The organism is Nocardia sp. NPDC051981 (genome assembly GCF_040680715.1).
Lineage (GTDB): Bacteria > Actinomycetota > Actinomycetes > Mycobacteriales > Mycobacteriaceae > Nocardia.
Map to the genome: position 1 here is coordinate 306,822 of NZ_JBFAXK010000006.1, position 18,888 is coordinate 325,709.

At 67.1% G+C, this 18,888-nt stretch carries 20 protein-coding genes; 11 read left to right on the forward strand and 9 right to left on the reverse strand.

The window, feature by feature from the left end:
• Positions 1 to 54 precede the first annotated feature (54 nt).
• From AB0L60_RS14765 to AB0L60_RS14795, 7 genes are read left to right on the forward strand one after another with little or no spacing between them, the layout of a single operon-like run.
• Positions 55 to 897 carry a metalloregulator ArsR/SmtB family transcription factor gene (locus AB0L60_RS14765; protein WP_364612863.1) on the forward strand — a complete coding sequence of 281 codons (843 nt, stop codon included), beginning with the start codon at positions 55 to 57 and terminating at the stop codon, positions 895 to 897.
• The gene (gene sufB / locus AB0L60_RS14770; protein WP_364612866.1) at positions 894 to 2,330 is read left to right on the forward strand and encodes a Fe-S cluster assembly protein SufB; all 1,437 of its coding nucleotides are present in this window, start codon (positions 894 to 896) and stop codon (positions 2,328 to 2,330) included. Before AB0L60_RS14765 ends, sufB begins: the two co-directional genes overlap by 4 nt.
• Entirely contained in the window at positions 2,330 to 3,508 is a 1,179-nt protein-coding gene (gene sufD, locus AB0L60_RS14775; RefSeq protein WP_364612869.1) for a Fe-S cluster assembly protein SufD, read from the forward strand. The genes sufB and sufD overlap by 1 nt, the downstream gene beginning before the upstream one ends.
• A 37-nt stretch (positions 3,509 to 3,545) precedes the next feature.
• Positions 3,546 to 4,343: a Fe-S cluster assembly ATPase SufC gene (gene sufC / locus AB0L60_RS14780; protein WP_364612872.1), complete on the forward strand. Its 798-nt coding sequence runs from the start codon at positions 3,546 to 3,548 to the stop codon at positions 4,341 to 4,343.
• A complete protein-coding gene (locus tag AB0L60_RS14785; protein WP_364612875.1) occupies positions 4,344 to 5,597 on the forward strand; it encodes a cysteine desulfurase in 1,254 nt (417 codons plus the stop codon). It abuts the gene before it with no gap.
• Positions 5,598 to 5,600: 3 nt separating this feature from the next.
• Positions 5,601 to 6,074 (forward strand): Fe-S cluster assembly sulfur transfer protein SufU, encoded by a 474-nt coding sequence (sufU, locus tag AB0L60_RS14790; RefSeq protein ID WP_364612878.1) that lies wholly within the window; start codon positions 5,601 to 5,603, stop codon positions 6,072 to 6,074.
• Between the two features lie 2 nt (positions 6,075 to 6,076).
• Positions 6,077 to 6,433, forward strand: a complete 357-nt coding sequence (locus AB0L60_RS14795) for a metal-sulfur cluster assembly factor (RefSeq protein WP_364612881.1) — start codon at positions 6,077 to 6,079, stop codon at positions 6,431 to 6,433.
• A 231-nt stretch (positions 6,434 to 6,664) separates the two neighbouring features.
• Here the strand turns inward: AB0L60_RS14795 and AB0L60_RS14800 are convergent, their stop codons facing one another.
• A complete protein-coding gene (locus tag AB0L60_RS14800) occupies positions 6,665 to 7,753 on the reverse strand; it encodes an ADP-ribosylglycohydrolase family protein (protein WP_364612884.1) in 1,089 nt (362 codons plus the stop codon).
• 172 nt (positions 7,754 to 7,925) lie between these two features.
• On the opposite strand from AB0L60_RS14800, the gene lexA reads away from it, so the two are divergent.
• The 3 genes from lexA to AB0L60_RS14815 all read left to right on the forward strand — a co-directional run bounded on the left by lexA (position 7,926) and on the right by AB0L60_RS14815 (position 9,831).
• On the forward strand, positions 7,926 to 8,588 hold the full coding sequence (lexA, locus tag AB0L60_RS14805; RefSeq protein ID WP_364612887.1) for a transcriptional repressor LexA: 663 nt from the start codon (positions 7,926 to 7,928) through the stop codon (positions 8,586 to 8,588).
• Positions 8,589 to 8,640: 52 nt separating this feature from the next.
• A complete protein-coding gene (locus AB0L60_RS14810) occupies positions 8,641 to 9,096 on the forward strand; it encodes a DUF4189 domain-containing protein (protein WP_354846753.1) in 456 nt (151 codons plus the stop codon).
• Positions 9,097 to 9,207: 111 nt separating this feature from the next.
• Complete coding sequence (locus AB0L60_RS14815) at positions 9,208 to 9,831, forward strand: hypothetical protein (RefSeq protein WP_364612891.1); 624 nt, start codon at positions 9,208 to 9,210, stop codon at positions 9,829 to 9,831.
• Positions 9,832 to 9,833: 2 nt separating this feature from the next.
• On the opposite strand, the gene AB0L60_RS14820 is transcribed toward AB0L60_RS14815, so the two are convergent.
• The 7 genes from AB0L60_RS14820 to AB0L60_RS14850 all read right to left on the reverse strand — a co-directional run bounded on the left by AB0L60_RS14820 (position 9,834) and on the right by AB0L60_RS14850 (position 16,397).
• Positions 9,834 to 10,778: a hypothetical protein gene (locus AB0L60_RS14820; RefSeq protein WP_364612894.1), complete on the reverse strand. Its 945-nt coding sequence runs from the start codon at positions 10,776 to 10,778 to the stop codon at positions 9,834 to 9,836.
• A gap of 150 nt (positions 10,779 to 10,928) precedes the next feature.
• On the reverse strand, positions 10,929 to 11,423 hold the full coding sequence (locus AB0L60_RS14825; protein WP_364612897.1) for a hypothetical protein: 495 nt from the start codon (positions 11,421 to 11,423) through the stop codon (positions 10,929 to 10,931).
• A gap of 30 nt (positions 11,424 to 11,453) precedes the next feature.
• Positions 11,454 to 12,032, reverse strand: coding sequence for a GNAT family N-acetyltransferase (locus tag AB0L60_RS14830; protein ID WP_364612900.1), 579 nt, complete (start codon positions 12,030 to 12,032; stop codon positions 11,454 to 11,456).
• Between the two features lie 75 nt (positions 12,033 to 12,107).
• Entirely contained in the window at positions 12,108 to 13,007 is a 900-nt protein-coding gene (locus tag AB0L60_RS14835; protein ID WP_364612903.1) for a Ku protein, read from the reverse strand.
• Positions 13,008 to 13,264: 257 nt separating this feature from the next.
• A complete protein-coding gene (locus AB0L60_RS14840; protein ID WP_364612906.1) occupies positions 13,265 to 13,729 on the reverse strand; it encodes a YbaK/EbsC family protein in 465 nt (154 codons plus the stop codon).
• Between the two features lie 911 nt (positions 13,730 to 14,640).
• Positions 14,641 to 15,630, reverse strand: coding sequence for a diiron oxygenase (locus AB0L60_RS14845; protein ID WP_364612909.1), 990 nt, complete (start codon positions 15,628 to 15,630; stop codon positions 14,641 to 14,643).
• A gap of 152 nt (positions 15,631 to 15,782) precedes the next feature.
• Complete coding sequence (locus AB0L60_RS14850) at positions 15,783 to 16,397, reverse strand: nitroreductase family protein (RefSeq protein ID WP_364612912.1); 615 nt, start codon at positions 16,395 to 16,397, stop codon at positions 15,783 to 15,785.
• 152 nt (positions 16,398 to 16,549) lie between these two features.
• On the opposite strand from AB0L60_RS14850, the gene AB0L60_RS14855 reads away from it, so the two are divergent.
• The gene (locus tag AB0L60_RS14855; protein WP_364612915.1) at positions 16,550 to 17,008 is read left to right on the forward strand and encodes a MarR family winged helix-turn-helix transcriptional regulator; all 459 of its coding nucleotides are present in this window, start codon (positions 16,550 to 16,552) and stop codon (positions 17,006 to 17,008) included.
• A gap of 303 nt (positions 17,009 to 17,311) precedes the next feature.
• Here AB0L60_RS14855 and AB0L60_RS14860 read toward each other — a convergent pair whose 3' ends face one another.
• Positions 17,312 to 18,871: an MFS transporter gene (locus AB0L60_RS14860; protein WP_364612918.1), complete on the reverse strand. Its 1,560-nt coding sequence runs from the start codon at positions 18,869 to 18,871 to the stop codon at positions 17,312 to 17,314.
• Positions 18,872 to 18,888: the final 17 nt, after the last annotated feature.

The following is an 18,888-nucleotide window of genomic DNA, read 5'->3' on the forward strand; positions in this document are numbered from 1 at the left end:
CCCATCGCCCCAGGTCGCGAAGATCAGGTCAGGTGACCCTTACTGGAACAAGGGATGGAATTCCGTCACACTGATGTTGTGAAAACCGTGGGTTTGCGGAACGCGGAACAGGCCGGGCACCAACACGAGGGTGCCCGGTCCGTTGTCGTGCCCGTGCCGGCGGGTGAGGGCCATACCAGGGAAGCCGTCATCAAGCTGCTGCTGGAGGAGGGCCCGATCACCGCGACCGCCATCGGCGAACGCCTGGGCCTGAGCCCGGCGGGCGTGCGCCGGCACCTGGACGCGCTCATCGAATCGGGCGAGGCCCGCGCCATGCGGTCGGCGCCGTGGCAGCAGAAGGGCCGCGGTCGTCCCGCCAAGCAGTTCCAGCTGACGGCCACCGGCCGTGGCCGCCTCGGGCACGCCTACGATGACCTCGCCGGAGCCGCCATGCGGCAGCTGCGGGAGATCGGCGGGGACCAGGCCATCGCGGAGTTCGCGCGCAAGCGGGTGGCGACCATCGTGTCCGGGGTCGACGAGCTCGCCGGGCACACTCCGGCCGAGACCGAGGCCAAGGCGGAGGAGATCGCGGACGCGTTCACCGACGCCGGATTCGCTGCCTCGACCCGGAAGGTCGGTGCGGGCGTGCAGATCTGCCAGCACCACTGCCCGGTCTCGCATGTCGCCGAGGAGTTCCCGGAGCTGTGCGCGGCCGAGCTCGAAGCCTTCCGGGAGATTCTCGGTACGCACGTGCAGCGCCTGGCGACCATCGCCAATGGCGACTGCGCCTGCACCACGCACGTCCCGCTCGTCGCAGTGCCCCCTATATCGAATACCGCCCAAAAGAATTCCGCATCGACCCCCGTTGCGCAGCCCGCAACGACTTCTACACATGACTCCGGAAGGAGTGCCGAATGACGACGACCACCGACCAGGTGCAGCCGCTGTCCCAGGAAGAGACCATCGCGTCCCTGGGCACCTACGAGTACGGCTGGGCCGACGAGGATGTCGCCGGTGCCAGTGCCAAGCGCGGCCTGTCCGAGGACGTCGTACGCGACATCTCGGCGAAGAAGAACGAGCCCGAATGGATGCTCGACTTCCGTCTCAAGGCGCTGCGCATCTTCGACAAGAAGCCCATGCCGAGCTGGGGCTCCAACCTCGAGGGCATCGACTTCGACAACATCAAGTACTTCGTGCGCTCGAGCGAGAAGCAGGCCGCGTCCTGGGAAGAGCTGCCCGAAGACATCAAGAACACCTACGACAAGCTGGGCATCCCGGAGGCGGAGAAGCAGCGGCTGGTCGCGGGTGTCGCCGCGCAGTACGAGTCCGAGGTCGTCTACCACTCCATCCGTGAGGACCTGGAAAAGCAGGGCGTCATCTTCCTCGACACCGACACCGGTCTCCGGGAGCATCCGGAGATCTTCCAGAAGTACTTCGGCTCGGTCATCCCGTCGGGTGACAACAAGTTCTCCGCGCTGAATTCGGCGGTGTGGTCGGGTGGTTCGTTCATCTACGTGCCGCCGGGCGTGCACGTGGACATCCCGCTGCAGGCGTACTTCCGCATCAACACCGAGAACATGGGTCAGTTCGAGCGGACGCTGATCATCGTCGACGAGGACGCCTACGTCCACTACGTCGAGGGCTGCACCGCGCCGATCTACTCCTCGGATTCGCTGCACTCCGCGGTGGTCGAGATCATCGTGAAGAAGGGCGGCCGCTGCCGCTACACCACCATCCAGAACTGGTCGAACAACGTCTACAACCTGGTGACCAAGCGCGCCAAGGCCGAGGCGGGCGCGACCATGGAGTGGGTCGACGGCAATATCGGCTCCAAGGTGACCATGAAGTACCCGGCCGTGTGGATGACCGGTGAGTACGCCAAGGGTGAGGTGCTCTCCATCGCGTTCGCCGGTCCGGACCAGCACCAGGACACCGGCGCGAAGATGCTGCACCTGGCGCCGCACACCTCCTCGACCATCATTTCCAAGTCGGTGGCGCGTGGCGGCGGTCGTGCCTCCTACCGCGGCCTGGTTCAGGTGAACAAGGGTGCGCACGGTTCGAAGTCGACCGTGAAGTGCGATGCGCTGCTGGTGGACAACGTCTCTCGCTCCGACACCTACCCCTACGTCGACATCCGCGAGGACGACGTGACCATGGGCCACGAGGCCACGGTGTCGAAGGTGTCCGAGGACCAGCTGTTCTACCTGATGAGCCGCGGCCTCACCGAGGACGAGGCCATGGCCATGATCGTGCGCGGCTTTGTCGAGCCGATCGCCAAGGAGCTCCCGATGGAGTACGCCCTGGAGCTGAACCGCCTGATCGAACTGCAGATGGAAGGAGCCGTCGGCTGATGACGGTCGAGAATGTTGCCGTTGCCGCCGAGGGCCGTGTGCCGGCGATCAACAAGGGCGAGGTTTTTGCGTCCTTCGACGTGAACGCCTTCGAGGTGCCGTCCGCGCATGACGAGGCGTGGCGCTTCACCCCGTTGCGTCGCCTGCGTGGTCTGCACGACGGCACCGCCGTTCCGGACGGCCGGACCGTCGTGGAGGCGAACGCTGTCGAGGGCGTGACGGTGGAGACCGTCGGCCGTGACGACGCTCGCCTGGGTGTCGCCGGTACCCCCACCGATCGCGTTGCCGCGCAGGCGTACTCGGGTTTCGAGCACGCGACCATCGTGTCGATCGGTGCGGAAACCGAAGTGGCCGAGGCGGTCGTCATCACCATCACCGGTCCGGGAGAGGGCAAGACCGCCTACGGGCACACTCAGATCCGACTGGGCAACTTCGCTCACGCGAACGTGGTCCTCGACCAGCGCGGCAGCGGAACCTACGCGGAGAACGTGGAATTCGTGCTCGGCGACAGCGCCAAGCTGAATGTCATCGTCATTCAGGACTGGGCCGACGACGCCGTGCACGCGACCGCGCACCACGGCAAGCTGGGCCGGGACGCCACCCTGCGGCACACCAATGTCACCCTCGGTGGCGATCTGGTGCGCCTGACCGCGACTGTGCGCTACGACGGTCCGGGCGGCGACGCCGAGCTGCTCGGCGTGTACTTCGCCGATGACGGCCAGCACTTCGAACAGCGCCTGCTGATCGATCACGGGGTGCCCCACTGCAAGTCGAACGTGCTGTACAAGGGTGCGCTGCAGGGCGATCCGTCCTCCAGCAAGCCGGACGCGCGCACCGTGTGGGTGGGCGACGTGCTCATTCGCGCGGCAGCCGAGGGCACCGACACCTACGAGGCCAACCGCAACCTGGTGCTCACCGATGGTGCGCGCGCCGACTCGGTGCCGAACCTGGAGATCGAGACCGGCGAGATCGTCGGCGCCGGACATGCTTCGGCCACTGGGCGTTTCGATGACGAGCAGCTGTTCTACCTGCGCTCGCGCGGTATCACCGAGGAGGCGGCGCGGCGTCTGGTCGTGCGCGGTTTCTTCTTCGAGATCATTCAGAAGATCACGGTCCCCGAGGTCCGGGAGCGGCTCGAGGCGGCCATCGAGGCCGAGCTCGCCGCTGTCGGCGCCTGACACCAACTTCCCATCCCCGCAAAGGAATTCGAATTCGATGACCACCCTGGAAATCAAGGACCTGCACGTCGAGGTCGCCAACCCGGACGAGAACGCCGAGCCCATCAAGATCCTCAAGGGCGTCAACCTGACCGTGAAGTCCGGTGAGACCCACGCGATCATGGGCCCCAACGGCTCCGGCAAGTCGACCCTGTCCTACGCCATCGCCGGGCACCCCAAGTACACCGTCACCCAGGGCACCATCACCCTCGACGGCGAGAACGTGCTGGAGATGTCGGTCGACGAGCGGGCGCGGGCGGGCCTGTTCCTGGCCATGCAGTACCCCGTCGAGGTCCCGGGCGTCTCGGTCTCGAACTTCCTGCGCACCGCCGCCACCGCCGTCCGCGGCGAGGCCCCGAAGCTGCGCACCTGGGTGAAGGAAGTCAAGGAGGGCATGTCCGAGCTGGACATCGATCCGGCCTTCGGCGACCGCTCGGTCAACGAGGGTTTCTCCGGCGGTGAGAAGAAGCGCCAGGAGATCCTGCAGCTGAGCCTGCTCAAGCCGAAGATCGCCATCCTCGACGAGACCGACTCGGGCCTGGACGTGGACGCGCTGCGGATTGTTTCCGAGGGTGTGAACCGTTACAAGGAGCGGGAGACCGGCGGCATCCTGCTGATCACCCACTACACCCGCATCCTGCGCTACATCCAGCCGGACTTCGTTCACGTGTTCGTGGGCGGTCGCATCGTGGCCGAGGGCGGCCCCGAGCTGGCCGAGGAACTCGACGCGAATGGCTACGTGCGCTTCACCTCATCCGCGGCGAGCCGCGAATCAGATTCTGTCGTAGGAGCCTAAATGACAAGCACCGTGGGGACTCTCGACATCGCCAGGGTCCGGGCCGACTTCCCGATCCTGAGCCGGACCGTGCGCGACGGAAAACCGTTGGCGTACTTGGATTCCGGTGCGACGTCGCAACGTCCGCTGCAGGTGCTCGACGCCGAGCGGGAATTCCTGCTCGAACACAACGCGGCCGTGCATCGCAGCGCGCACCAGCTCGCCGAGGAGGCCAATGAGGCCTACGAGGCGGCGCGCGCGGCGATCGCGGCGTTCGTCGGCGTCGGCGCGGACGAGATCGTGTACACCAAGAACGCGACCGAGTCGCTGAACGTGGTGGCCTACGCCTTCTCCGACGACCGATTCCCGTACCGCGTCGGGCCCGGCGACGAGATCGTCATCACCGAGCTCGAACATCACGCGAATCTCGTGCCGTGGCAGGAGCTCGCGCGCCGGACCGGTGCGACGCTGAAGTGGTACGGCGTCACCGACGAGGGTCGCATCGACCTGGACTCGCTGGAGCTGTCGCCGGCCACCAAGGTGGTCGCCTTCACCCACCAGTCGAACGTGACCGGCGCGGTCGCGGATGTCGCCGAATTGGTGCGCCGCGCAAAGGAAGTCGGCGCGATCGTGGTGCTGGACGCCTGCCAGTCGGTGCCGCACATGGCGGTGGACTTCAAGGCGCTGGGCGTCGACTTCGCCGCCTTCTCCGGCCACAAGATGCTGGGCCCCTCGGGAGTCGGCATCCTGTACGGCCGCCGCGAGCTGCTCGAGGACACCCCGCCGTTCATCACCGGTGGTTCCATGATCGAGACCGTGTTCATGGATCATTCGACCTTCGCCCCGCCGCCGCAGCGGTTCGAGGCGGGCTCGCAGATGATCTCGCAGGTCGTCGGATTGGGCGCGGCTGTCCGGTATCTGAGCAATGTCGGCATGGAAGCCGTTGCAGCGCATGAGCACTCGCTCATCGGCGCGGCGCTCGAGGGCCTGGGCGAGATCGACGGCGTCCGCATCATCGGCCCGACCGAGAACGTGAACCGCGGTGGCGCGGTGTCGTTCCTGGTGGACGGTATTCACGCCCACGACGTCGGCCAGATCCTCGACGACCAGGGTGTCGCCGTCCGGGTGGGTCACCACTGCGCGTGGCCGCTGCACCGGCACTTCGGTATCGCCGCGACCGCGCGGGCCTCGTTCGCGGTGTACAACACCCTCGACGAGGTCGATCAGCTGGTGGCCGCGGTGCGGAAGGCCCAGAGCTTCTTCGGAGTTGCATAGAACATGCGCATGGAGCAGATGTACCAGGAAGTCATCCTGGACCACTACAAGCACCCGCACCACCGAGGGCTGCGCGAGCCCTTCGGCGCCGAGGTGCACCACGTCAACCCCACCTGCGGTGACGAGGTGACGCTGCGTGTGCACATCGACGACAACGGCGACGTCAAGGACGTGTCGTACGACGGCCAGGGTTGCTCGATCAGCCAGGCGTCCACCTCGGTGCTCACCGACCAGGTCATCGGCCTGCCGGTGCAGCAGGCGCTGAAGGTGGTCGAGGCGTTCGACGAGATGGTCACCAGCCGTGGCACCGTCGAGGGCGACGAAGAGGTGATCGGCGACGGCATCGCGTTCGTCGGCGTCGCCAAGTACCCCGCCCGCGTGAAGTGCGCGCTGTTGGGCTGGATGGCGTTCAAGGATGCCGTGGTGCGGATAGCCTCGGCCGAGGAAGCCAAGAAGACGATGGGCAACGGGGAGTAGAGATGAGCGAAACCGACCAGCAGGCCATGGAACTCACCCCCGAGGAGATCCAGCACCTCGAGGACATGGAGGAGGCGATGCGCGACGTCGTCGACCCCGAGCTGGGCATCAATGTCGTCGACCTCGGCCTGGTCTACGGCATGACCTTCGAGGACGGCATCGCCAAACTCGACATGACCCTGACCTCCCCGGCCTGCCCGCTGACCGACGTCATCGAAGACCAGTCCCGCAACGCCCTCGTGCGTTCCGGCCTGGCCGAAGACCTCCAGATCAACTGGGTCTGGATGCCCCCGTGGGGCCCCGACAAGATCACCGACGACGGCCGCGAACAGCTGCGCGCCCTCGGCTTCACGGTCTAGCGGGGCCGGTAACACCGCCGACGATGCGGACCGATCCGATGCGGATCGGCCCGCATCGTCGTTTTCGGCTCGGGCCGTTGATCACTCGGCTGAACCCGGCCAACTTGACTGTGCTGTCCGCTGGGTAGGTCTCGGCGGCGCCACACCGAAAAATGCGTCGGCCCAGCGCGTTACGGTGATCGACGGATCTGGAAGGGATTCGGGAATCAGCCGGCGAGATCGGCCCGCCGGTCAGGCAGAGAGGTCGCTGTCGAGGGGGTAGCGGTCGGCCAGGGCCGTGCGATCGTTGTAGAAGAAGTTGAGGACGAGATCGTCGGCGACTCGGAACAATTCGTCGCGACCCTCGACGGCGGCCACCCATTCCATGGGCAAGGTTTCGAGGCCGTGGATGGCGCCGATGAGGTTGCCTGCCACCGCACCCGTCGAGTCCGAGTCGCCGGAGTGGTTGACCGACAGCAGGAGCCCGGCGCGAATGTCGCCGGTGCGGTAGGTGTGCAGTGCGCAGTACACGGCGATGGCCAGGCACTCCTCGGCGCACCACCCCGCGCCGATTCGCTCCAGCCGCTCCGGGGTAGGGTCACCAAGGTGCGCGGTGGTGAGGGCGGCGGCCAGCGCGGTGATCGTTTCGGCGCTCGCGGGCATCGGGGCGAGCCGGGAGATGGTGTCCTGCACCGCGATCGGCAGTTCGGTTCCGGACAGGACGCTGTCGATCAAGATTGCGAGGGCGCCCGCCGCGAGGTAGCCGGTCGGGTGGCCGTGGGTGAGCTGGGCGCATCGCATGGCGGTATAGAACGCGCGGTCGGCACCGAATCCGGCCAGCCCGAACGGCGCCGACCGCATCACGGTCCCGCACCCCTTCGACTTCGGATTCACCGGCCCCGGCTCCCCGAACTCCAACGGCGGCACGAACCCTTCGGCCTGCCGCCGCAGCCCGGTCAGGCAGGCATTGCCCGGAGACCGCATGGCATACAGGAATCGGTGCCCCGCCAGCCACCCGTCCACATCGGCCGCAGGTTTTTCTTGCTGCTGAGTATCCCGCCACCGCAGGTAGGCGCGGCGCAGCGCCGGCGCGGGGTCCGCACCCGGCGGACAGCGCAGCAGCCCCTCGGCGGTGAACAGCGTCATCTGAGTGTCGTCGGTGATCTGCTGTGGCGCGGCCGGATCCGGGCCGGGCAGGAATCCGGTAACCCCCGCCGCCCCGTACCGGCCCCGGATCTGCTGCAGCGACAGAAACTCGATCGGCCACCCCAGCGCGTCCCCGATCGCTCCGCCCAGCAGCGCCCCGCGCACCCGGTCGAACAGCCTCTCGTGATCTTGCACGCCACCCACCCTATGCGCGTCGCCCGCAGAGCCGTCAGGATGCGCCGCATCCGTCGTGACATGGCCGGGAGTGACGCAGCCGTCGTCGCCGGAGTGACGCAGCCTGTTGTGACCCTGAGTGACACGGCCGGTCGTGGCCGGGAACGGCCGGTTCGGACCGTAGGATTCTCCGGTGACCTATGACGACTTCGACGGGTTCGAGCATCTCGATACCTCCACATTGCCGGAGCGGCAGCAGCGGATTCTGTGCAGTATTCGCGATTGGGTGCAGCGGCACGGGTATTCGCCGAGTACGCGGGAGATCGGCGATGCGGTCGGGTTGAAGTCGGCTTCGTCTGTTTCGCGGCATTTACGCGAATTGGAGGAGCGAGGATTTCTCAAGCGCAGTGAATCGGTGACCCGGCCCATGGATGTGCGGCTGTTCCTGCGGGCGGCGGGGCCGCAGCGGCAGCAGGACGAGAATTCGGTGCCGGTGCCCGTGGTGGGCGATATCGCGGCCGGTACGCCGATTCTGGCCGAGGAGCACACCGACGACGTGCTGTCCCTGCCGCGCGAGCTGGTGGGCCGTGGCACCGTCTTCGGCCTGCGGGTTCGCGGTGACTCCATGGTCGACGCCGCCATCTGCGACGGCGACATCGTGGTGGTGCGCAAGCAGCAGGAGGCGCACACCGGCGAGATCGTGGCCGCCATGATCGACGGCGAGGCCACCGTCAAGGTCTACCGCCGCGCCAATGGGCATGTGTATCTGGAGCCGCGCAATGCGGCCTACCCGGTGATCGATGGCGACCACGCCCAGGTGCTGGGTAAGGTTGTCTCGGTCATGCGCAGGGTCTGAGCGTCTGGCATGATGACGGCCGTTATTACCTTCCATCCCCGGGGAGTATCGAATGTCGTTGCTGCGCAAGGCCGGTGTAGGCCTCGCCGTTACGTCGATGGCCGCGATCGGCACCGTGGCCGCCGGAACCGCCTCCGCGGCGGACAGTGAACCGGTCTTCGTCGCCACCTCCGGTGACCTTTACGGCGCGCTCGCGCTGTCCAAGAGCACCGGAAACGTCGCCTATGCCGTGAACTACGGCAGCTGGGACAGCGCGGACAGTACCGCAGTGGACAAGTGCGGCGGCGGCGACTGTGCGGTCGTCGTGCACTTCGCCAATGCCTGCGGCGCGGTCGCACAGGGCGCCGACACCCGCTTCGGCTGGGCGTGGGCTCCGTCCAAGGTGGAGGCCGAGTCGGCCGCCATCAACGTCCTCGGCAAGAGCGCCCCGGGTTTCCCGGACACGGGGTCGTCCTCGCCGCGCCAGGCCAAGGTCATCCTGTCGGCGTGCACCGACAACGCGAGCTGACCGATCGCGAATCACCCAGGCGCCACACCGGATTCGTCCGGTGTGGCGCTGTTTTGTTTGCCAGAGTCCATTTTCCAGCAACACTCCCAGCCGGACGGAGATGATTTCCCGGTGAAGGACATCACCTACGAGGACACTCGGTTCGCAATGCACGCGGCGGCCGAGCTGCTGATCGCCGGCCCGCAGTACCGCCGATTCGGCAGCATCCGCATGCGTATCGTGCTGGGCGGCTTCACCGGCATCAAGTGGCCGGTGTCGGTGACGGGCACCGATCTGGTGTGGCCACAGGGCCGCATCCGCCTGCACGGCACCTACGGTGACCTCGCTTCGACCGCCGGATTCGCGGCCGATGCCCCGCCCGCGGGCCTGTATGCCGATGGCACCCGCATGGATCCGGACGAATCCTTCAGTGTCGACGCCGGCGCCGCCACCACGGTGCACGACTGGTTCGCGGTGGGAGACACCGCATTACGGCGCTTCGCCGGGGTACAACCGGTGCTGTGGCCCGAGCACTTCGATCTGTCCGTCGCTGTCGACGAGGTGAATTACGGCGTCTCCCCAGGGGATTGGGACAACCCGCAGCCCTACGCGTATGTCGGTCCGTGGACCCGGCGCGAGGGCGAGTTCTGGAACACGTCCTTCGGGGCGATGCGCCCGCGCGCCGAGGTGACGACGGTCGAGGGCCTGATGGAGTTCTTCCGGGAGGGCAGAGCCCGTGCCGCGCAGGACAATTGACGTCAGGGCAGGTGCGCCTTCAGTACATCGCCGCCCTCGGTGCCGAGGATGAAGGTGTGGTCGTCGGACGGGTTGACGGCCACGGAGGTCAGCGGCTGTCCCGACAGCAGCGTGCAGCTGGTGTGGGTGACCGGATCGGCCCGCACGAATTGCCCACTGCCGGTAGCGATATAGAGCAATCCATCCGCAGCTATCGCCAGATCGTCGGGGAGCAGCGGTGCGGTGAGCGGCGCGGGCGCCAGATCGACGGCGACGCCGGCCCGGTCCGGATCGTCGATGGGCAGCGCGACGATGCGCGCCGTGGGGCTCTCCAGCAGGGTCACATAGAGGATGTTCCCGGCCGCGGCGATCCCGTCGGCTCCGGATCCCTTGGCCGCCAGCGCGTTCCGGGCCCGCTCGGTCCACTCGGTGTCGAGTGTCCCGTCCGGCCGGATCCGCTCCACGGTATTGGCGGTGGTGTCGGCGACGAACAGATTCCCGGCCGCATCGAAGGCGGCCCCATTGGCCTGGCCGAGCCCGGAGACGAAGACCTCGGGCCGCGGAACGGTCGCGGCGGGATCGAATCGGAGCACGCCGCCCTGCCCGGCGAGCCCGGCGAAGGGTGAATTGCCGAATGTCACGTACATCAGCCCGTCCGGGCCGAGCCGGACCGCGCCCGGGCTCGATACCGGCACGCTGACGACGATGTGACCGTCCCGGTCATACCGCTCCACCGCATTGCGGTAGGTGCGCGCGACCCAGACGTCCCCGGTCGCGTCGAATCCCAGATTCTCCGACCAGTCGCCCACCGGCGTGCGGGTGGGCAGGCCCATCGCCAGTTCGGCGGGGGAGCAGGAAACCGGCGTGGCCGTGCCGGGTACATCGGCGGCGGCCGGACCGGCCATCGCGACGGGTCCGCTCGCGGCGACGGCCAGCAGGAGGATCACGCCCAGTCCGGCGCGTCGCACCCTGGGATCCGCTTGCGGCGCAGCTACTTCCGATCGCGGCTCCGGCATCGAGGCGCTCCCTTCGCTGGGCGGTGGTCGCGGCCAGCGTATATCGCCTGGTCCGGCCCGGCAATGATCATCGGGCCGACATTCTCGAAGGTCAGGCGACCGTTACGACGCGGCGGGGTGCGTGGGTAGCTGCTCGGTGGAGCGTTCCGCCAGTGCCGCTTCGACATTCGCGATGCCGGCCCGCACTCCGAGCCCGTAGCCGTCCTCGCCGAGGGCGTCGAGCCGGTCGCGGGCGTCGTCGAGGTGGCGCTGGGCGGTGTCGAACGCGCCCAGGCGGCGGTAATTGTCGGCGAGATTCAGGTGCAACGACGGGTAGAAGCCCCGGACACTCAACCCCGCATGGTGGGCCTGGGCCCGCTCGTCGGTCAGTGCGTCGGCGGCATCGAGGGCCCGGATGTCCCAGGTGAGCGCATCGGCCGCATGCGCCTGGAGGTCGGCCAGGAAATGGGCGAGCGAGACCCGGTGCAGCGGGTCGCCGCCCGCGCCGATGGTGTCCCACAGCGCGGTCAGCTGCTTCCGCGCCGTCGCCGCATCACCTTGGCGGCCAAGGGTTACGGCGTCGTTGATGGCGGTCATGGTCTCGTCGACGGCGGTCATGCCCGCGACCGTAGCGTCAGGGTCCGACAACTAGCGGGCGGGCCGCCCGTGCCGCCCGTCCCCGGTGATCCGGCCGCGCCGGATGAGATCGCGCTTGGTGCCGGGTCCGAGGGTGACCTGCTCGTCGGCCCCGGCCACGGCCTCGTCCGGATTGGGCCGCACGAACAGTGTGACCGTGGTGCCCTCGGTGAACCCGTTCCTGCGCATCATGGACGCCGAGGCCGTGTTGTGGTTCTCCACGTCGGTCACGATGCGGGCCGCACCGTGCTGGAACAGCAGATCGCAGCACGCGGTCATGAGCCGGCCCGCGACACCGCGCCCCTGCATCTCGGGCGCCACGGCGATCCACTCCAGGTACGCCCAATCCTCGCGCAGCTCGAATTCCATGGAGGCCAGCACGAATCCGACGACCCGATCCGAATCCACCGCCACCCAGCAGGACCGGCCGGCACTGTCGAGGTGCTCGGCCACCGAGGTTAGCGACCATGAGGTGTAGGGCTTGGCCTGGGTGTCGAACACCTGGTAGCCGAGGTCGATGACCTGACGCAGATGTCCGAGCCCCATGGGCACGACGGCGATGTCCGGATGGCTGGATATGTCGGAATCCATGCCCGACAGTTTGCCAGGTGGGTGCTGGCTACGCGGGCGCCCGCCGGGTGGCGAGGCCGTGCGGGTGGCGTGCTATCAGGCGCCCTTGCGGGTCTGCTTGGCCGGAGCCTTCTTCGCGGCTTTCTTGGCGGGCTTCTTCTCCGCGGTCGCCTTCGCGGCCTTGGTGGCCTTGGCCGGCGCGGTACCCGTCTTGCGTCCGGAGGCTTCGAGACTGCGCTGCAGGGCCGCGACCAGGTCCACGACCTCGGCATCCATTGCCGGGGCCGCTGCCTCGGGCGCCCGGGTGACCTTGCTGGAACCGCTGGCGATCGCCTCGTCGAGCAGTTTCTTCAATTCGATCTGATACTCGTCCACGTACAGGCCGGGATCGAAATCGTCGGACAGGGTGTCGACGAGCGTCTCGGCCATCTGCAATTCCTGGGACTTGGGCTCGGTCACGTCCTCGAGCTTGTCGAACGCCACCGCCCGCACCTCGTCCGGCCACAGCAGCGTCTGCAGTACCAGCACCCCGTCACGCACCCGCAGTGCGCCGAGCCGGGTCTTCTGGCGCAGCGTGAAATGCACAAGCGCCACCCGGTCCACCCGTTCGAGGGTCTTCGCCAGCAGCACATAGGCTTTCGGCGTGTTCGAATCGGGTTCCAGGTAGTAGCTCTTGTCGAAGAGAATCGGATCGATCTGCTCCGACGGCACGAATTGCAACACTGGAATTTCGTGTTTCTCGGCCGCCGGAAGTTTGGCGAAGTCCTCGTCGGTGAGAATCACCCGATCCCCGTCGGGTGATTCGTAGGCCCGGTCGATATCGGAATACTGCACCGGCTGCCCGTCCACCGTGCACAACCGCTCGTAGCGAATGCGCCCGCCATCGGCGGCGTGCACCTGGTGGAACTTGATGTCGTGGTCCTCCGTGGCGGTGTAGACCTTCACGGGGACATTCACCAGTCCGAACGCGATGGAGCCCTTCCAAATGGACCGCATTTGGCCAGCGTACGTCGTCCCAGGTCAGCGTTCTACCGCACCGCACCGGGACCTGCGGATTTGCCCTGGTCGTTGGTGGTCGTCGGTGACTGTTGGTGAGCGTCTGACGGCTTGTAGGCGGCTTGGGCTCGCGGGCCCGATGGCAGGCGCCGCTGCAACGTGCCGTCCGGCCTACGCGCTCGCAGGCCCTCGAGAACGGCTAGGAACCCGGTCCACTCGTGCGGTCATGCACTGGTTGCCGCTCGAGACGCGACGCGCTACATCCTGTACGAGAAATGTGCGACTTCGGCCGTTTCCATCAGCAACAGGAATTCGCGCTGCACCATATGGATGAGCGCCTCGTGATCGCCGGACTCGAAATAGACCTCCGGCTCCAGCGCCAGATCCTGCTCGAGGAACGTCTGCATACCGTAGGCCATGCAGATCGGCGGCAACGCGCCCGTATCGCAGTCCGTGAACAGCTTCCGCAGCTCGACTTCCTTCGCGAGCACCAGATGCCGGCCGGTCCGCGCCCAGAGATCGTCCAGCCGCACCGCTTGCGTCGCCGGCAACACGGCTGCGACATAGCCGTTGTCGTCCTCGAGCAGTACGGTTTTCGCGAGGCGATCGGCGGGGATGTGCGCCGCCGCGGCCGTCTGCATGCTCGTATCGCTATGAGGGTGGTTCACGACTTCGTACCGCGAGGATTTCTGACGCAGGCAATCCTGCAGGGTGGGAGACATGGACATGGCACACCTCGTCTCAACGTCTCGGGTGAATATTGTGTTTGTGCCGGTGTCGTTCAGCATAGATCGCATTCGCGCGGATGGAATCACGTTGCACCCTTTGCCTTAACGTCGGCCCAAAGCCTGGCAATCAACCCCGACGCCTGGATTATCGAGGGCGGCCAGCAGCGTTGCTCGAGCCTGCGACCCCGCTCACCCCGAATCTGCCTCGGATCGCATCGAGCCCTTCGTCCGGAGAATCGAGAGGCGATGAATCGTGTATGTCGTGTGCGCATTTCGCCTCGAAAGCGAGTCGTGTGCGATTGGCCGTCGTATGGTCTCGGTGACGCGCGGGGAAGCGCGTTGACGAGGCATCTTGCAAATCTGCTTATAGGTAGCTGACCTTGCCTGATTGACGTTAATTCATATCAGGACGCCTATGTCCATAGGGAATGCTGCGAATGGCACGAATCAGCATATTTTAGCGGGGCTAATGTTTCTGCACCCCGAGCTCGCCCGCTACACCGCCGCCGAACTCATGGCCGCGGCAAGCCCGCTGGTACCGCGAGCAGGCATACAGCTTCATCGACTACCTCCGCCGCCACGACCGTCCCTTCACCGCACATTGGCGGCGACTCGTTGTCGTGGCCTCCGTCGGTGAGGGTCAGGGCTGCGATGGTGACGATGCGTTCGTCGTTCATGGGCGGCCGGGGCGATTACCGAAGCTCCTTTCATGGTGGACGCCGAGGCCCCTACGCACCAGCAATCTGGAATATCGGAACGCCTCTATGGCCTTTGAGCTGTTTGTTTGCCGGTCCTGGTGTGGGCCTTCGGTATTCGCGATTTCCCGCTACCGAAAGCCCTTCCAAATGGATTGCATTTTCCGATCGTACGTCGAACGGGTGATTCCGGTGGGTATCCCCCCGGGGTCAGGCGGCCCGGCGCTCGGGCTCGCTGCGGTAGCGGGATTGGTCGCCGTCGATGTGCAGGAGCTTCCACAGCCGTTTGGTGACCGGGTTCATCAGGCCCAGGTCGCCGGCGAGGGAGCGCATGTCGCCGAAGTATCCGGAGAGGATTTTCGACGCGGTGGGGGAGCGCCAGAACGCTTCCTTGATGACCTCGCGAGGGATGTCGAAGGTGCGCGCGAATTCCGGTGGGGGAGCCATGATCTCACCGGCCAGCCACCGCATGGCGAGCGGGAAGGCGATACCGCAGACATTGCGATACAGCGGATTGAAACCCGGCACATGCTCTTTCAGGAACTCATTGGCAAAGGAGATGTGCCGGGCCTCCTCGGCGATATGGATCTCCATGCAGCGCACCACCGCGGGCGGCAGCTTCGCGCCATTGCGGATGACCGCCTTCTGATAGTGGTCGATCGGTTCCTCGCCGCCGAGAATGCCGATGAACAGAATCGGCCAGGCATAACCGCCGGCCACGCCGATGAACGGCGATAGCCTCCGGAAGAGGGGCCGCATCCCCGGGACGTCCACGCCGATCCGGTTGACCAGCTCCTGGAACATCTGGATGTGGTTGCACTCCTCGGTCATCTCGTGGAGGCAGTAGCGGAACTCCGGCGACCCGTTGGGCAGCTTCATGATGTACTGCATCATGCCGCGGATCAGGATGCTCTCGAAGGCCGCGCCGACCTTGATGGCATTGGCGATCCGCCACCGCCCGATCTCGATCTGCCGTTCCAGGGGCAGGTTCTGATACCACTGCGTCGCGCCGAGCGGATCGATGTCCGGTTGCAGCACCCAGCGCGGGTCCTGGGGGTCGATCGCGAATTCGGGTGAGTCCCAGGCGATATCGAGATACGGATCGAATCGGCGGTGCACCGATCCCTCCGACAGGGTGTGCAGCACATCCGCGTAGTCTCGTGCCGCCGGAACGGAGCCCGACATCGTCGTCAGAGCCATCATTGCCTCCTCGTCTCTGTGCCGCGCCGCCCGGAAGCCGAAGCCGAGGCCGCTCCTGTGCGGTGCAACACACTCCAAGGTAAGTGCTAACTAGGGTTACAGACAACCCTGAAATGCCCGCGTGCCCCAGGATTCGCCCGGTGCCTCGCCCGTCACCAGTGCTGCCAGTGCAGGACCCGGTCGCGGGGGACGCGGACAGCGGGCTTGAACTCGGTGCCGAGCGTGTAGGCCAGCGGCAGGAACGCGGCGAGCATGACCTCGTCGTAGGGCACGCCCAGGATTGCCGACAGCACGGTCCCGAGGCCGCGGGCGCGGGCGGCGAGCATGAAGCTCCAGACCGCGGGAAGGATCGATCCCCAGGTGCCGGACTGGATCTGGACCGAGGCGGCGTCGGTGCGGCCCTCGACGGCGGGGATCACGAACGCGGGCACGCGGTGGATGTTGTCGGCCAGATGGCGCACGCCGTCGAACACCCGCGCCATGCTGCCCGGCCGGACGTGCATGCGCGCCAGGTCGTCCCGCGACAGCGGCGCGGCCTCGCTGAGCGCGAGCGCTCGGCGGAAGATCTCGGCCACCTCCCGGCGCTGCGCGGCCTCGGTGACGACCAGGAAGTGCCAGCGCTGGCGGTTGCGCCCGGTGGGCGCCTGGGTGGCGAGATCGACGCACTCCTCGATGAGGTCGCGCGGCACCGGCCGGTCGAAGTCCAGGCGGCGACGCACGGCCCGGGTGGTCGACAGCAGTTCATCGGGGGAGAGGTCAAGCGTCATGGCGGCTCCTGTGGCCCAACGGGTTCCGAGATCGTCTGCGCGAAAATCATCTGCGCCCAGACGATTGGACCGTAGGCGTGGCAATCATCTGCTGTCAAACGATTTGTGTGCAGATGGTTTTGGTAGGCTGGCCGTGATCGAACGAGGAGATCATGCCTGCCGCCAGACCGTCCTATTTCCAGGCTCTCGCCGCCGAACGCCCCGATATCGCCCTCTGCCGCGCCTCGGCCGTGGTGGCCAAGGCCGGTGAAGCCCATGCCGCCGCAACGGAACTGGGGGTCGGACAGCATTTGGTGCTGAAGATGCTGGACGCGGTCGGCGACTGTGCCCAGCAGACGCTGGCCGCCGAACTCCGCATCGATCGCAGCGTCATGGTGACCGTCTGCGACGACCTGGAACGATCGGGCTACATTCGCCGGGAACGCAACCCGAAGGACCGGCGCTCGTACGCGGTCACCATCACCGCGGCCGGACGGGAGCGGTTGCGGACCGCCGAGGTCGCGATCCCGGGCTTCCTGGCCGGCGCCTTCGCCGCGCTCACTCCCGAGGAACGGGTCCAGCTGACGACCTTGCTCGGGAAGCTCCTCGCTACCGGAGGGGCGTCCGAGTAGCAAACGTCCCAGCGCTGCGCGTGCGTGATTCGCGTGTGATGGGAATCCGTCGAACCGGGTTGCCGGAGCCGCTGAATTTCCCTGCTCCGGACCGTCTTACGAGGTAGGTGGCGCGAACACCGTGCCCTCGGAACAGGAGCAAGCCGGCCATGTCGATCCGGAAATCGTTGCAGCAAGCACGGCGCGTGCACTCGAAACTGGTGCAGGCCCATCGGGGTCAGGATGACGAGCGCAGCGCCCTGCACCGCCGTCGGGTGGCGCAGGACGCGTGGCGTGGCGCTCGGTGAGAGGGGGCCGGTCGGCTCAGTTCTGACCGGCGGCCGCGAGGCTCGGCTCGGGCTCCGGGGTGGCCGGTGTGGGGCGGGGTCGCAGGGTGAAGGCCAGGACGACGGCTCCCGCGAGCGCGAAGATCATGGTCCACACACCGCCGACGTGCATGGCATGGATGAAGGCGTCGTCGGCGGCGTGGGACAGGTCGGGGCGGTTGATGGCGGCGGCCACATGGCGCGCCTGTTCGGCGGATACCTGGGCGGGTTCCCGGGCGACGTCGGGCAGGCCGGTGAGCGCGGCCTGGATGCCGGTCCGGTAGGTGATGGCCATGATGGTGCCGCCGAGCGCGATACCCAGGACGCTGCCGGTCTGCCGGACGGTATTGGTGACGGCCGAGCCCGCGCCGGCGCGGTCGAGTGGGAGTGTGCTCATCAGGGCACTGGTGACCGAACCGATCACCATGCCGATCGAGAAGCCCTGTGCCGCAGCCAGTGTCACGTTCCAGATGATGGGCGTGTGCAGTCCGAAGAAGACCGCGCTGCCCATGCAGAGCGCGCCGACGGTGAGGGCGGTCGCGGTCACCGCGCGCAGGGAGAAGCGGCGGACCAGGCGGACGCCGAGCGGGCCGCCGATGATGACGCCGACGGCGGCGGGGGAGTTGATCAGACCCGCGGCGAGCGGTGAGAAGCCGCGGGCGCCCTGGAGGTAGAACGCGCCGTAGAAGCCGGCCGCGGTCATGGCCAGGAATAGCAGGCCCAGGGCCGCGTTGCCGCCGCCGAAGACCCGCTGCGCCAGCAGTCGTGGATCGAAACTCGGCTGCCCGGAACGCAATTCGACGATTACGAACGCGGCCAGCAGGGCCAGCCCGGCGGCGATGGGTGCCCACACCTGGACCGGTGTCCACGCGGCGACCTGGCCCGCCCGGATGAGCCCGTAGGCGAGGGCCGCCAATCCGCTCACTGACAGCGCCAGTCCGCCGAGGTCCAGCGGCCGCGGCGTCGGGCTGCGGAAATTCGGGACCAGTACCGCGATCCCGATCAGTGCGACCGCGACGACGGGCACGTTCACGAGAAACACCGAGCCCCACCAGAAGTGGTCGAGTAGCACCCCGGCCAGCAGCGGCCCGGCCGCCAGCCCGACCCCGGCGGAGGTCGAGAACAGCCCGATGGCCGATGCCCGCGCCGGACCGGTGAACGTCCAGGTCACCGTCGCCATGGTGGCGGGCATGATGAGCGCGCTGCCCACGCCCATGACCGCACGGGCGGCGATGAGCCCGGCGGGATCACCGGCGTAGGCCGCCCAGACCGAGGCGGCGGCGAAGACGATCAATCCGGTGACGAGCACGGTCCGGTGCCCGTAGCGGTCGCCCAGCGCCCCGGCGGTGAACATGAGCGCGGCGAACACGAGTGTGTAGGACCCCGAGGCCCATTGCAGCTGAGCGGGATTCGCGCCCAGCCCGCGCACCGGATCGGCGAGGGTCTCGAGCGCGGTGGCGAGGATGGTGTTGTCCAGCCAGATCAGCAGGGAGGACAGCAGGAGGACGGCGAGGATGAGCCGCTGCCGGGATCTCGGCAGCGTCGCGGGCACGGTCATGGATGCCTTCGATAAGA